Below are 15,867 nucleotides of genomic sequence, written 5' to 3'. Positions count from 1 at the left end.
AAGTAAATGAAAAAACTAGGCCTACTTTTGGCAAGTCTTGTGACCTTGTTCTTAGTCGCTTGTTCTAATCAAAAACAAGCAGATGGGAAATTAAATATCGTCACAACTTTCTATCCTGTCTACGAATTTACCAAGCAAGTAGCAGGGGACACAGCCAATGTCGAACTTTTAATCGGGGCTGGAACAGAACCACATGACTATGAACCATCGCCTAAGGCAGTCGCTAAAATCCAAGATGCTGATGCTTTCGTTTATGAGAATGAGAACATGGAAACTTGGGTTCCTAAGTTATTAGAATCCCTAGATGCGAAAAAAGTAAAAACAATCAAGGCGACTGGAGATATGCTGCTCCTTCCAGGAAGTGAAGAAGAGGAAGACCATGACCATGGTGAAGAAGGTCATCATCACGAGTATGACCCTCATGTATGGTTGTCTCCTGCGCGTGCAATCAAACTTGTAGAACATATCCGTGATAGTCTTTCAGCTGACTATCCGGATAAGAAGGCGACTTTTGAACAAAATGCAGCAGCCTATATCGAAAAACTGCAAGCCTTGGACAAGGCCTATACTGAAGGACTTTCTAGTGCAAAACAAAAGAGTTTTGTGACTCAACACGCAGCCTTCCGTTATCTAGCCTTGGACTACGGACTCAATCAAGTCTCTATCTCAGGTCTTTCACCAGATGCGGAGCCTTCAGCAAGCCGTTTGGCAGAATTGACCGAGTACATCAAGAAAAACAAAATCTCTTATATCTACTTTGAAGAAAATGCTTCTCAAGCCCTAGCGAATACCCTCTCAAAAGAAACAGGAGTGAAGTTAGATGTTATGAATCCTCTTGAAAGCTTGACCGAAGAGGACATGAAGGCTGGAGAAAACTATGTCTCTGTCATGGAGAAAAACCTCAAGGCACTCAAGCAGACAACTGATCAGGCAGGAGCAGAGATTGAACCAGAAAAGGCAGAGGAAACTAAAACCGTTCAAAATGGCTACTTTGAGGATGCAGATGTTAAGGACCGTACCCTAAGTGATTATGCTGGCAACTGGCAGTCTGTCTATCCTTTCCTTGAGGATGGGACTCTTGACCAAGTATTTGACTACAAGGCTAAATTGACTGGTAAGATGACCAAGGATGAGTATAAGGCTTACTATCAAAAGGGCTACCAAACAGATGTGACCAAGATTAACATCACGGATAATACTATGGAATTCATCCAAGGTGGTCAAAGTAAGAAATATACTTACAAGTATGTCGGCAAGAAAATCTTGACTTATAAGAAAGGGAATCGTGGAGTACGCTTCCTCTTTGAAGCGATTGATGCAGACGCTGGGCAATTCAAGTATGTTCAGTTTAGCGACCACAATATCGCTCCGGTCAAGGCAGAACATTTCCATATCTTCTTTGGAGGCACTAGCCAAGAAGCCCTCTTTGAAGAGATGGACAACTGGCCAACCTACTATCCAGATGGCTTATCAGGTCAAGAGATTGCTCAAGAAATGTTAGCTCATTAAATCCAAACAATCCTTCCTACATGGGGAGGATTTTTCTTGTTTTATCGGCGTTGAGCATCTGGATTGACATTGGTTGATAAAGACGATATTGTTACGAGAGTCAGAGTGGAGAACTAGGAGGTTTTATCTTTAAGATAAGTGATACTTTTGACAAAGGTCTTTATTAGAGATATAATGTAGAAAAATCGTTTAAGGATAAAGACATGACAAAATCAAAGTACATTACACGCCTCAAACGCTCAGAAGGTCAATTGCGGGGTATCCAAAAAATGATGGAGGAAGAGCGGGATTGTGTCGATATCATCACCCAATTAACAGCAGTTCGTTCAAGCGTTGATCGTATTATTGAGTTGATGATAACCGAGAATTTAACAGCTTGTATTAATGACCCTTTAGAGGATCCTCAAGCACAGAAGGAAAGATTGGAAAAGGCGGTTAAATACTTGATTAAACGGAAGTAACAGAATAAAGGCTTACTTGAAAAGTTGATATAACAGTAAAAGAGCAGTTGGTTTACTCTAAAGAAAACCAACTGCTCTTTTTGTATTTGATTTATTCTACATCACCGGGCCAGGCATTCATGCCACCTTCTACATTGGTAACGGTGAGGCCTTGGGCGCTGAGAAATTGACAGGCAGAGGCAGAACGTACTCCTCCTTGACAGATGACATGGTATTCATGGTCAGGTTTGAGTTCTTTGTAGCCTTGCTCCAAGGTACTTAACGGAAGATTTTTGGCACCTGGTGCATGTCCTGCTTGGAATTCATGTACTTCACGGACATCGATAAGATCTAGATTTTCATTTTGATATTTTTCATAAAAGTCAGCCATGCTGATATTAGTTAGCATATTCTACTCCTTCTGGATTAGCCATTTTGTATAGTGAATAAGCGCCGTCAAGATTTTGGACGGTAAATCCTGCTTGCTTGAGGATACGCTCTACGATATAGCTGCGCAAACCACTGTGGCAGCTAACGATGTAGGCTTGGTTCTTGTCTAGTTCATCCAAGCGTTCCCGTAGTTCGTTTAGGGGATGTGGATGGTGTCAACCTTAAGTCGACCACTTTGGAATTCGCTACTGGTCCGTACATCCAGGAATTTCTTGCCAGTAGCTATTTCATCTTCTAGCTGGTACCACTGTATATTGTCGCTCAGACCTTCGATAAGGTTCAAGGCTGCGTATCCCAGCATATTTACTGGATCTTTGGCAGATCCAAATGGCGGTGCATAAGTAAACTCTAATTCTGGTAAATCAAAGACAGCGAGATTTGCCTTTATAGCTGTTGCGAGGATGTCAATTCGCTTGTCGACTCCTTTAGCTCCGACTCCTTGGGTGCCATAAATTTTGCCACTGGTTGGGTCAAAGAGGAGCTTTAAGGTCATATCAGTAGCACCTGGATAATAACCAGCGTGGTCTTTCCCGCTGACATGAATTGCCTTGTATGGGAGTTGATTGTCACGAAGAGTGCGCTCGCTAAGACCTGTCGAAGCAGCGGAATACCAAAAGCACGAACGATAGCAGTACCGATACTACCCTTGTTTTTGCGCTCCATTCCAGCAATTATGTCTGCCACTTGACGTCCTTGACAGTTTACAGGAGAAGCTAGTGAGATGATAGTATCTTCCATGAGGCGTCTGAGACGAGTCGCCACTGACATACCACCTGCAACTCATGCAACAACGATAATCTTCATTGAGTTTCTTCCTTTTAGTTCTATATAGTTTCGCCTGTCCAAGCGATCATACCGCCTCGGACGTTGATAACATCATAGCCTTTTTTCTTGAGCTTTTTAGCAGCCATCTTACTTCGGACACCAGAATGACAGATGACATAGAGAGTTTCTTTTGTCGCAGGTGTGTAAGATCCGATTTCGGTTAGAGGAATATTCTTTGCATTTTTGATATGACCTCTACGGAATTCCGTAGGCGTCCGAACGTCCAATAGCTGAATCGGTTCCTTGAGTTTAGCTTCTAATTCGCTGGTAGAAATACTATCAATTTTTGTAAATAAGTAAAACATAGGCACCTCCAAATATACCTCTATAGGGTATATTAAACAACTAAGAAGTGCTTTTGTCAAGCAAGTTGAATTGATCAGCATTCTTTCTTACTTAGAAAAATTTTGTGCTTTTCCAGTATGTTAGATGATACCCTACAAACAAGGGAGAAGCGTTTTTTCAGTTGGTTGGCAAGATATATCATACAAGTGATTCTAATTATTCAAGAACGAACCTCTGAAAACATTCTTTTCAGAAAACGAAGACCATCTATACTAAAGCAAGAAAAATCCTTCAAAGGACTTGAAAAATTAGAGAAAATCGGGTATAATATGAGTAATCATTTGTCGTAGGTTTTGTCTGAAATATTGTCCGGACAAGGCTCACAGCAGTTAAATCTCCTGAAAAAAGTCGGATTTAACTGCTCTTTTTGTGCTTTTTTTCGGTATTTTTTGCATCTGTAACAGAGATTTAAAGATTCTGAAAAATTAGTCAAGGGGGATAAGTTGATAGGGGTTTTAGAACCATTAAACGATAATTATTAGCTTAGGCGACTAAGCTTGGAACTTTATTTACAAAGGAGAATCATCTTGGCAGGACATGACGTTCAATACGGGAAACATCGTACCCGTCGTAGTTTTTCAAGAATCAAAGAAGTTCTTGACTTACCAAATTTGATTGAAATTCAAACTGATTCATTTAAAGATTTCCTAGACCATGGTCTAAAGGAAGTGTTTGAAGATGTATTGCCAATTTCAAACTTCACAGAAACAATGGAGTTGGAATTTGTTGGCTACGAAATCAAAGAACCTAAATATACGCTTGAAGAAGCTCGCATCCATGATGCAAGTTATTCAGCACCAATCTTTGTAACTTTCCGCTTGATTAACAAAGAAACTGGCGAAATCAAAACTCAAGAAGTCTTCTTTGGAGATTTCCCAATCATGACTGAGATGGGTACTTTCATCATCAACGGTGGTGAACGTATTATCGTATCACAGTTGGTGCGTTCTCCAGGTGTTTACTTTAATGATAAAGTAGACAAAAACGGTAAAGTGGGCTACGGTTCAACTGTTATCCCTAACCGTGGAGCTTGGTTGGAACTTGAAAGTGACTCAAAAGACATCGCCTACACTCGTATCGACCGTACACGTAAAATTCCATTTACGACTTTGGTTCGTGCACTTGGTTTCTCAGGCGATGATGAAATCTTTGATATCTTTGGGGACAGCGAGTTGGTTCGCAACACTGTTGAAAAAGATATCCATAAAAACCCAATGGACTCTCGTACAGACGAAGCTTTGAAAGAAATTTATGAGCGTCTTCGTCCAGGTGAACCAAAAACTGCTGAGAGTTCACGTACCTTGCTTGTGGCTCGTTTCTTCGACCCACGTCGTTATGACTTGGCAGCTGTTGGACGCTACAAGATTAACAAGAAGTTAAATATTAAAACTCGTTTGCTCAACCAAACAATTGCTGAACCATTGGTAGACCCAGAAACTGGTGAAATCTTGGTTGAAAAGGATACTGTTATGACTCGTGATGTCATCGAAAGTATCGAAAGTCACTTGGATGGCGATTTGAACAAGATTGTCTACACTCCAAATGACTCAGCTGTTTTGACAGAACCAGTTGTTCTTCAAAAATTCAAGGTTGTGGCACCAACTGATCCAGACCGTGTTGTAACAATCATCGGAAATGCAAATCCAGATGATAAAGTTCGCACTATCACTCCGGCAGATATCCTTGCTGAAATGAGCTACTTCCTTAACTTGGCTGAAGGCATCGGTCGTATCGATGATATCGACCACCTCGGAAACCGTCGTATTCGTGCCGTTGGTGAATTGCTTGCCAACCAAGTACGTCTTGGACTTTCACGTATGGAACGTAATGTTCGTGAACGTATGTCTGTTCAAGATAACGAAGTATTGACACCTCAACAAATCATTAACATCCGTCCAGTGACTGCAGCGATCAAAGAATTCTTTGGTTCTTCACAATTGTCACAGTTCATGGACCAACACAACCCGCTTTCTGAGTTGTCTCACAAACGTCGTTTGTCTGCCTTAGGGCCTGGTGGTTTGACACGTGACCGCGCTGGATATGAAGTGCGTGACGTGCACTACACTCACTATGGTCGTATGTGTCCAATCGAAACACCTGAAGGACCAAACATCGGTTTGATCAACAACTTGTCTTCATACGGGCACCTCAACAAGTATGGTTTCATTCAAACACCATACCGTAAAGTTGACCGTGCAACTGGTAAAGTTACCAACGAAATTGTTTGGTTGACTGCTGATGAAGAAGATGAATACACAGTAGCTCAGGCTAACTCTAAATTAAACGCAGATGGAACTTTTGCTGAAAAAGTTGTCATGGGACGTCACCAAGGGGTTAACCAAGAATATCCAGCATCAAGCGTTGACTATATGGACGTTTCTCCTAAACAGGTAGTTGCCGTTGCGACAGCATGTATTCCTTTCTTGGAAAACGATGACTCCAACCGTGCCCTCATGGGTGCCAACATGCAACGTCAGGCTGTTCCGTTGATCGATCCTAAAGCGCCTTTCGTTGGTACTGGTATGGAATACCAAGCAGCCCACGACTCTGGAGCTGCGGTTATTGCGCAACATGGCGGTAAGGTTACTTATGCGGATGCTGACAAGGTAGAAGTTCGCCGTGAAGATGGTTCTCTGGATGTTTACCACATCCAAAAATTCCGTCGTTCAAACTCAGGTACTGCTTATAACCAACGTACTCTTGTTCGAGTTGGTGATGTCATCGAAAAAGGTGACTTTATCGCTGATGGACCTTCTATGGAAAAAGGTGAAATGGCGCTTGGACAAAACCCAATCGTTGCCTACATGACATGGGAAGGTTACAACTTCGAGGATGCCGTTATCATGAGCGAACGCTTGGTGAAAGACGATGTTTATACATCTGTTCACCTCGAAGAATACGAATCAGAAACACGCGATACAAAGCTTGGGCCTGAAGAAATCACTCGTGAAATTCCAAACGTTGGTGAAGATGCCCTTAAAGACCTTGACGAGATGGGTATTATCCGTATCGGTGCTGAGGTCAAAGAAGGCGATATCCTTGTAGGTAAAGTAACACCTAAGGGTGAAAAAGATCTTTCAGCTGAAGAACGTCTCTTGCACGCTATCTTCGGAGACAAATCTCGTGAAGTTCGTGATACTTCTCTTCGTGTACCGCACGGTGCTGATGGTGTCGTTCGTGATGTTAAAATCTTTACACGTGCAAACGGTGATGAATTGCAATCCGGCGTGAATATGCTGGTTCGCGTATACATCGCTCAAAAACGTAAGATTAAGGTCGGAGATAAGATGGCCGGACGTCACGGGAACAAAGGGGTTGTCTCTCGTATCGTTCCTGTAGAAGACATGCCTTACCTTCCGGATGGAACTCCAGTCGATATCATGTTGAACCCACTTGGGGTACCATCACGTATGAATATCGGTCAGGTTATGGAACTTCACCTTGGTATGGCAGCTCGTACTCTTGGTATCCACATCGCAACGCCAGTCTTTGACGGAGCAAGTTCTGAAGATCTTTGGGACACTGTCAAAGAAGCAGGCATGGATAGCGACGCTAAGACTATCCTATACGATGGACGTACTGGTGAACCATTTGATAACCGTGTGTCAGTTGGGGTCATGTACATGATCAAACTTCACCACATGGTTGATGATAAATTGCACGCTCGTTCAGTCGGACCATACTCAACCGTTACACAACAACCACTCGGAGGTAAAGCTCAGTTTGGTGGACAACGTTTCGGTGAGATGGAGGTTTGGGCGCTTGAAGCCTATGGTGCGTCAAATGTCCTTCAAGAAATCTTGACTTATAAGTCTGACGATATCAACGGACGTTTGAAAGCTTATGAAGCTATTACAAAAGGAAAACCAATTCCAAAACCAGGTGTTCCAGAATCATTCCGAGTTCTTGTAAAAGAATTGCAATCTCTTGGTCTTGACATGCGTGTCCTTGACGAAGACGATCAAGAAGTGGAACTTCGTGACCTTGATGAAGGAATGGACGAAGATGTCATCCACGTAGATGACCTTGAAAAAGCCCGCGAAAGAGCGGCTCAAGAGGCTAAAGCAGCCTTTGAAGCAGAAGAAAATGCAAAAGCGGAAACAACAGAAGAAGCTGCTGAACAAGAATAAGCAGTTCACTTATAATAGAAAGGGAAGAAATAGTGGTTGATGTAAATCGTTTTAAAAGTATGCAAATCACACTAGCTTCTCCAAGTAAAGTCCGTTCATGGTCTTATGGAGAAGTCAAAAAACCTGAAACAATCAATTACCGTACGTTGAAACCAGAACGTGAAGGACTCTTTGACGAAGTGATCTTTGGTCCTACAAAAGACTGGGAATGTGCTTGTGGTAAGTACAAACGCATTCGTTACAGAGGGATTGTTTGTGACCGTTGTGGTGTTGAAGTAACGCGTACAAAAGTTCGTCGTGAACGTATGGGACACATCGAGTTAAAAGCTCCTGTATCTCATATCTGGTATTTCAAGGGGATTCCAAGCCGTATGGGCTTGACCCTTGACATGAGTCCTCGTGCCCTCGAGGAAGTTATCTACTTTGCGGCATATGTGGTGATTGATCCGAAGGATACTCCACTTGAGCACAAGTCTATCATGACAGAGCGCGAATACCGTGAGCGCTTGCGTGAGTATGGTTATGGATCATTCGTTGCCAAGATGGGTGCCGAAGCTATCCAAGACCTCTTGAAGCAAGTAGATCTTGAAAAAGAAATTGCTGAACTCAAAGAAGAGTTGAAGACAGCTACTGGACAGAAACGTGTCAAAGCTATCCGTCGTTTGGATGTTTTGGATGCTTTCCACAAGTCTGGAAACAAGCCTGAATGGATGGTTCTTAACATCCTTCCAGTTATTCCACCAGACCTTCGTCCAATGTTGCAGTTGGATGGTGGCCGTTTTGCCTCATCTGACTTGAACGACCTATACCGTCGTGTTATCAACCGTAACAACCGTTTGGCTCGTTTGCTTGAGTTGAACGCGCCAGGTATCATCGTTCAAAATGAGAAGCGTATGCTTCAAGAAGCGGTTGACGCTTTGATTGACAATGGTCGTCGTGGTCGTCCAATTACAGGGCCAGGTAGCCGTCCACTTAAATCATTGAGCCACATGCTCAAAGGGAAACAAGGACGCTTCCGTCAAAACTTGCTCGGTAAACGTGTTGACTTCTCAGGACGTTCCGTTATCGCCGTTGGTCCAACTCTTAAGATGTACCAATGTGGTGTGCCACGTGAAATGGCAATCGAGCTCTTTAAACCATTCGTCATGCGTGAAATCGTTGCGCGCGATATCGTTCAAAACGTTAAAGCGGCTAAACGCTTGGTAGAACGTGGAGATGAACGTATCTGGGATATCTTAGAAGAAGTGATCAAAGAACACCCAGTGCTTTTGAACCGCGCGCCTACCCTTCACCGTTTGGGTATCCAAGCCTTTGAACCTGTCTTGATTGACGGTAAAGCCCTTCGCTTGCACCCACTTGTCTGTGAAGCCTACAATGCCGACTTTGACGGTGACCAAATGGCCATCCACGTACCGCTTTCTGAAGAAGCTCAAGCAGAAGCTCGTATCCTCATGCTTGCGGCTGAGCACATCTTGAATCCGAAAGATGGTAAACCAGTTGTTACACCATCTCAGGACATGGTTTTGGGGAACTACTACTTGACCATGGAAGAAGCTGGTCGTGAAGGTGAAGGAATGGTCTTCAAAGACCGTGACGAAGCTGTCATGGCTTACCGCAATGGTTATGTTCACCTTCACTCACGTGTCGGTATTGCAACAGATAGCCTAAATAAACCTTGGACAGAAGAGCAAAAACACAAAATCTTGCTTACAACTGTAGGTAAGATCCTCTTCAACGATATCATGCCAGAAGGGCTACCTTACTTGCAAGAGCCAACTAACGCCAACTTGACAGAAGGTGTTCCGGATAAATACTTCTTGCCACTAGGTGGAAATATCAAAGAAGCTATCGATGGCCTTGAACTCAACCCACCATTCAAGAAAAAAAACCTTGGAAATATCATCGCTGAAATCTTCAAACGCTTCCGTACGACAGAAACATCTGCCCTACTTGACCGTATGAAGAACCTCGGTTACCACCATTCAACTCTTGCAGGTTTGACAGTGGGTATTGCTGATATTCCAGTCGTTGAAGACAAGGCTGAAATCATCGAAGAATCACACAAACGTGTAGAACAAATCACAAAACAATTCCGTCGTGGTATGATCACAGATGACGAACGCTACAATGCTGTTACAGCTGAATGGCGTGCTGCCCGTGAAAAATTGGAGAAACGTTTGGTTGCCAACCAAGATCCTAAGAACCCAATCGTTATGATGATGGATTCTGGAGCCCGTGGTAACATCTCAAACTTCTCACAGCTTGCCGGTATGCGTGGTCTAATGGCTGCTCCGAACGGACGTATCATGGAATTGCCAATCCTCTCAAACTTCCGTGAAGGTTTGTCAGTACTTGAAATGTTCTTCTCAACTCACGGTGCTCGTAAAGGTATGACCGATACGGCCCTCAAGACAGCCGACTCAGGTTACTTGACTCGTCGTTTGGTTGACGTTGCCCAAGACGTTATCATCCGTGAGGACGACTGTGGAACTGACCGTGGTCTCTTGATCCGTTCTATTACTGAAGGTAAAGAGATGATTGAGTCTCTCGAAGAGCGTCTCAATGGTCGTTACACTAAGAAAACTGTTAAACACCCAGAAACTGGTGCGGTTATCATCGGTCCAAATGAATTGATTACAGAAGACAAGGCTCGTGAAATCGTCAATGCCGGTGTCGAAGAAGTAACCATCCGCTCAGTATTTACATGTAACACTCGTCATGGTGTCTGCCGTCACTGTTACGGTATCAACTTGGCAACTGGTGATGCGGTTGAAGTTGGTGAAGCAGTTGGTACAATCGCTGCCCAATCTATCGGGGAACCTGGTACACAGCTTACAATGCGTACCTTCCACACGGGTGGGGTTGCCTCAAATACCGATATCACTCAGGGTCTTCCTCGTGTCCAAGAAATCTTTGAAGCCCGCAATCCTAAAGGGGAAGCGGTCATCACAGAAGTCAAAGGGGAAGTTACAGCAATCGAAGAAGATGCTTCAACTCGTACTAAGAAAGTCTTCGTTAAAGGTGAAACTGGCGAAGGCGAATACGTGGTACCATTCACAGCCCGTATGCGTGTTGAAGTCGGCGATCAAGTATCTCGTGGTGCAGCATTGACAGAAGGTTCTATCCAACCAAAACGTCTCCTTGCTGTTCGTGATGTCTTGTCAGTTGAAACCTACCTACTTGGTGAAGTACAAAAAGTTTACCGTAGCCAAGGGGTGGAAATTGGAGACAAACACATCGAGGTAATGGTTCGTCAAATGATCCGTAAAGTCCGCGTCATGGATCCAGGAGATACAGACCTTCTCATGGGTACTCTCATGGATATCAACGACTTTACAGATGCCAACAAAGATGTTCTTATCGCAGGCGGTGTTCCAGCGACTGGTCGTCCAGTTCTTATGGGAATTACCAAAGCCTCACTTGAAACAAATAGTTTCTTGTCAGCTGCTTCCTTCCAGGAAACAACGCGTGTCCTTACAGATGCGGCTATCCGTGGTAAGAAAGACCATCTCCTTGGTCTCAAGGAAAATGTTATCATCGGTAAGATCATCCCAGCTGGTACTGGTATGGCTCGCTACCGTAACCTTGAGCCACAAGCAATCAACGAAGAGTCACTCCTAGCAGATTCACAAGAAGAAGCTCCAGTAGATACTTCTACGGAAACGGTTGAAGTTGGAGAATAAGTACATAAGTCTGCACAAAAAGAGGGTCATCCCTCTTTTTGTACGTATAAATACTGAAAATTCTATGCATGTTTTCTAGAAAAATGATAGTAAATTGAAATAAAAAAAACATTACTTTTAATTTTCAAAATAGTGAGCAAAAAGCTTTAAAAATAAGTATAATAGTGCTAAAATAAGACGTTACTTGTTTAGAGAATTGTTAAAAACAACGCATAAAAATATAACAATATATACACTCCCGAAAGGGTAATGGAGGTAAATCATGAAAAATGATCTGTTTAACGACCGAATTAGTCGATTCTCGATCCGTAAGCTTCATGTAGGAGTTTGCTCGGTCTTACTCGGAACGTTGGTAATGCTCGGAACAGCTGCAAACGTTAGTGCGGATGAAGCTGTAGAGGACAAAAAAGTTGACGGAGTTGCAGCTACAACAGAAGTAGACAAAGCTGAAGCTCCTGTAACTACAGAAGCAGCACCTGCTAAAGAAGTAACTTATAAAGCAGAAGCAGCCCCTGCAGTTTCTACTGAAGTAAAACCTGAGCTAAATAGCGACAAATTGGCAGCTTACGTTGCTGAAATTGAAGCAAACGTGGCAAATGGTAAATACAGCAACAAGACAGACGAGAGCGTTGAAATTCTTAAGGTAGGTCTTGCCAATGCTAAAAATGCACTTACTTCTGCTACAAGCCAAGCTGAACTTGACGCAGCTTACCAATCACTTGCAACGATTGTAAATGATAAACTTAAGGAAAAAGAAGTACCTACTAAGCCTGCAGCTGCAGAAGAAAAGATTGCAGCAGGTCAAGAAGCTCCAGCGTCTGAAAACGCTCCTAAACGCCGTTCTCGTCGTGCGATCGGGAATCCTAATGATGAAAGCTTGATCGCGGATGATGTTGAAGACGCAACTTCAACTCCAAAGGTAGAAAAACCAGGCTTTACAACAGATATTGATGCCAAATCTTTGACTAGCCAAATTTCTTGGTTGGACTTTGGAGATGTAGCCAACTGGACAGGGGCAAAAAAAGTCATGGTTCCTAAAAATGACCAATTTCCTGATCAAAATTTAGAAGAAAAACTAGCTCTTCAAGTTGGGGCTACTTATACCAAAGAAATCATGCCTGGCTATGTAGTCACTGTAAAAGTTAAATCCTTGAAACCTTTCCAAGCGACTGAAATCTATAAGAAACGGATGGAAGAGCAAGGAGCTACAGAAGCTGAAAAAGCAACCTATGATCCAAATGCAAAAAATGGATATGTAAAGGGTGTTACTTCAAAAGGGGCTCAAAAAGCTTTTAATGATGGGCAGGAAGCCGACGTTGTCGCTGATGCTCAAAATAATTGGACTGAAATTAAACATGAAAACGTTGATACCAAAGCCAAAAAGACTACCATGGGTTCAGCTATGAATGGTGGAAATATTGGAGTTCAGTTTGAAATCTCTGCAACCTTCCGTGGCAAGACAGTTAAGCCAGCTGTTGTCATGGCTGATGGTGAGTCTGCTAACCCTGGTGAATTTGTTATGTTCACTACCAACGGACAAGGTTGGCAGCATATTGGAGAATGGAAAAAGTCTACCAAACCAACTACTTCTGTAACTTTTACACCACAAGATACGGATAATCTTTTCGGGGCAACACCTGTAACTAAAATTAATGGATTTTCATACCCAAGTGTCAACATGGACCAACTTCGTAGATCTGCTCAAGTTGGGCCAGAAAAGAAACCAGTGGCCTGGAAGTACTTTGGAAATCCTGACAAAGTTACAGGTGGTCTAGGAACTGGTATCTTTGGACCAAACATTTCAGCAGGGACTAGTACAGTTCCAATCGTGATGACCCGTGGGGCGTCTGAAGTTGGACTCTATATAGCTTCTGGTGGTAAACAGTCTGCCATGCTAGGATTCTTCCCACTTGATGAAGGGGATGCTCCTGAGTCGTATGGTAAGGCAGTTCATACCATTGCAACTGTAGATGGTGTTACTGGAGCTAAAGTAAATCAACCTTATATCGGTAGCGTTAGCCCAGATATGGATGAGAACACTACTCAAGACTGGTTCGGTGATGATAAGTCAACTACGGCTGATGAAGGAGTTGACCAATTGCTTCCAGATGAACTCAAAGGTACAACCAATGAGATGATTAAGATGGACCGTACACGCCCAGGCAACTACAAGATGTCAGTTCAAGCTCATACGGATGGAGCTTCAGAAGCACATATCTATGGTTGGGTAGACTTTAACCAAAATGGTAAATTTGATGAGGATGAACGCTCAAATCTCGCTACAATCACACAAGATGGCACTGTTGAGTTGACCTTTGCAAACAGCAAGACTTACGTCGACCCAAGCGTTAAAGAGTTAGGTGCTCGTGTTCGTATCGCTAAGAAAGCGAACGAGATCGAAAGCCCAACTGGCATGGCCTTCTCAGGTGAAGTAGAAGACTTCAAGACTCAAATCACCCACCCACCAAAAGGAGAATTCAAGGAAACAACTGGCCCTCAAGGTACGAAACAATCAGCAACTGTTGCCTTTACAGCACGTGGAGAACACAAGTATGAACGCGATTCTAAGGCTGTCATCGACGAAACTGTAGAACCATACATTGTTGACAAAGATGGCAACCGAGCAACCCTTGACGCAGACGGTTACTACGTCGTTCAAGGACAAGGTAAGTACAAGATTACTGCTAAAGGTAAAGATGTAAATGTTGAGTTTATTCCTGAGGACAACTTCCTAGGAACAGCTGATGGTATCTCTATCCGTCGTTCAGATAATAATGGCTATGATACTGGTTGGTCAACAAAATTCCCAGACAGCGAGCCTAATGTGAATGGCCAATTAAATACTATGGATGGTCAATATGTTCCTACTGTAACACCGATTGACATTGAAGGGGTTGACAAGACTTCTAAAGATATTCAAGGTGCAACTCAAAAAGAAACACCTACCTTTAATACAACAGCTTCTAACTCAGCTGGTGATAAGATTGCTATTGCTCCAAGCGCAGAATATCCTGCTAAGTTGATAGATCCAGCAACAGGTCAACCTACTGATGCGACATCTGTAACAGTAGCAGGAGAAGGGGCTTACACTATTAATCCTACAACTGGTGAAGTAACCTTCACTCCAGAACCAGACTTTGTCGGAACAGCCAAAGGTGTGGAAGTTATATTGTCAGCGCCAGTTGGACGCAATAAAGATGGTAAGATTCAAGAAGAGTACATTAAGACTGCTACAGCTAAGTACACTCCAACTGTAACTCCAATTACAATTACACCATCAGATAAAGTGTCTGAGGACATCCAAAACGTTCCACAAACTCAAACACCTACATTTGAGTTGAGTAACGACAAGACTGCGAAAATCACAAGTAAGAAATTGGTAGACCCAGCAACAGGTCAACCTACTGATGAAAAAACTGTCACCGTGTCTGGCGAAGGAACATACACAATCGATCCTTCTACAGGAGCTGTTACATTTACTCCTGAAAAAGACTTTGTCGGACCAGCTAAAGGCGTTAAGGTTCAAGCAACTGCAACTATTACAAACGGCAAAGGTGAAACTTCAACAATCACTGCTGAAGCAAGCTACACGCCAACTGTAAAATCAGCTGCTCCAACAGCTAAACCAGCTACATCTAAAGATATCCAAGGTGCGACTCAAACAGGTACACCAAAATTTGCAGGTTCAACTGTTTCTGTTAACGGTGAAGACAAAGAAATCACTATTAAAGATAACAGCTACACACTTTTGGATAAAGATGGTAATGAAGTTACAACTACAACAGCTTATGCTGAAGATGGAACAACACCAATCGGTACATTCACAATCAACCCAGCAACTGGTACTGTAACATTCACACCAACTGATAAGTCTTACACAGGTAAAGTAACTCCTGTTAAGGTTCAAGCTGAAAGCTCAAATGGTATTAAAGTTGATACAACTTACACACCTGAGATTGTTCCGGTGACACCAACTGCAACACCAGCTGAAACAACAGACATCCAAGGTGCAACTCAAAAAGGTAAGCCTGAATTCAAGGGTGGAACTGTTACAGTTGATGGAGTAGAAAAAACTGTTCCAATCAACGAAGATGTTCCAGCAACATTTGACGATGGTTCAACAACTAAGACAGTTGAAGGTGTTGGTACTTACACAGTAGCACCAGACGGAACAGTAACATTCGTACCAGAAAAATCATTTGTTGGTAAAGCTCCATCAGTTACAGTTGTGCGTGAAGATAAGAACGGAACAAAAGCTTCTGCAACATACACACCAACAGTAACACCTGTTAAACCAACAGCAACACCAGTAGAAACAACAGACATTCAAGGTGCGACTCAAACAGGTAAACCTGAATTCACTGCAGGTGACAGCCGTGTGCCAATGAATGATGCTGTTCCAGCGACATTTGACGATGGTTCAACAACTAAGACAGTTGAAGGTGTTGGTACTTACACAGTAGCACCAGACGGAACAGTAACATT

General features: G+C 43.0%; 7 protein-coding genes and 1 pseudogene. 5 read left to right on the top strand and 3 right to left on the bottom strand.

Going from position 1 to position 15,867, the window contains the following annotated elements; translation table 11 throughout:
* Positions 1–6: 6 nt before the first annotated feature.
* A complete protein-coding gene (locus ACESNQ_RS07985) occupies positions 7–1,509 on the top strand; it encodes a zinc ABC transporter substrate-binding protein AdcA (RefSeq protein ID WP_373076016.1) in 1,503 nt (500 codons plus the stop codon).
* 203 nt (positions 1,510–1,712) lie between these two features.
* Positions 1,713–1,970, top strand: coding sequence for a metal-sensitive transcriptional regulator (locus ACESNQ_RS07980; RefSeq protein ID WP_045613673.1), 258 nt, complete (start codon positions 1,713–1,715; stop codon positions 1,968–1,970).
* Between the two features lie 91 nt (positions 1,971–2,061).
* Here ACESNQ_RS07980 and ACESNQ_RS07975 read toward each other — a convergent pair whose 3' ends face one another.
* The 3 genes and pseudogenes from ACESNQ_RS07975 to ACESNQ_RS07965 all read right to left on the bottom strand — a co-directional run bounded on the left by ACESNQ_RS07975 (position 2,062) and on the right by ACESNQ_RS07965 (position 3,529).
* The gene (locus tag ACESNQ_RS07975) at positions 2,062–2,358 is read right to left on the bottom strand and encodes a rhodanese-like domain-containing protein (RefSeq protein WP_368910664.1); all 297 of its coding nucleotides are present in this window, start codon (positions 2,356–2,358) and stop codon (positions 2,062–2,064) included.
* Positions 2,348–3,131: pseudogene (locus tag ACESNQ_RS07970) on the bottom strand (oxidoreductase dimerization domain-containing protein); the annotation flags it as partial. The gene ACESNQ_RS07975 and the pseudogene ACESNQ_RS07970, both read right to left, overlap by 11 nt.
* A 92-nt stretch (positions 3,132–3,223) precedes the next feature.
* Positions 3,224–3,529, bottom strand: a complete 306-nt coding sequence (locus ACESNQ_RS07965; protein ID WP_368910663.1) for a rhodanese-like domain-containing protein — start codon at positions 3,527–3,529, stop codon at positions 3,224–3,226.
* A gap of 567 nt (positions 3,530–4,096) precedes the next feature.
* Here ACESNQ_RS07965 and rpoB point away from each other — a divergent pair.
* The 3 genes from rpoB to ACESNQ_RS07950 form a co-directional block, all read left to right on the top strand.
* A complete protein-coding gene (gene rpoB / locus ACESNQ_RS07960) occupies positions 4,097–7,699 on the top strand; it encodes a DNA-directed RNA polymerase subunit beta (RefSeq protein ID WP_373076013.1) in 3,603 nt (1,200 codons plus the stop codon).
* Between the two features lie 32 nt (positions 7,700–7,731).
* A complete protein-coding gene (gene rpoC / locus ACESNQ_RS07955) occupies positions 7,732–11,382 on the top strand; it encodes a DNA-directed RNA polymerase subunit beta' (RefSeq protein WP_373076011.1) in 3,651 nt (1,216 codons plus the stop codon).
* A 262-nt stretch (positions 11,383–11,644) separates the two neighbouring features.
* Positions 11,645–15,867 (top strand): CshA/CshB family fibrillar adhesin-related protein (locus ACESNQ_RS07950; RefSeq protein ID WP_373076009.1); only part of this gene is annotated, 4,223 nt, incomplete at its 3' end.

Source organism: Streptococcus infantis, assembly GCF_964243025.1.
Lineage (GTDB): Bacteria > Bacillota > Bacilli > Lactobacillales > Streptococcaceae > Streptococcus > Streptococcus infantis_N.
This window is presented reverse-complemented; position numbering and strand designations above follow the sequence as displayed.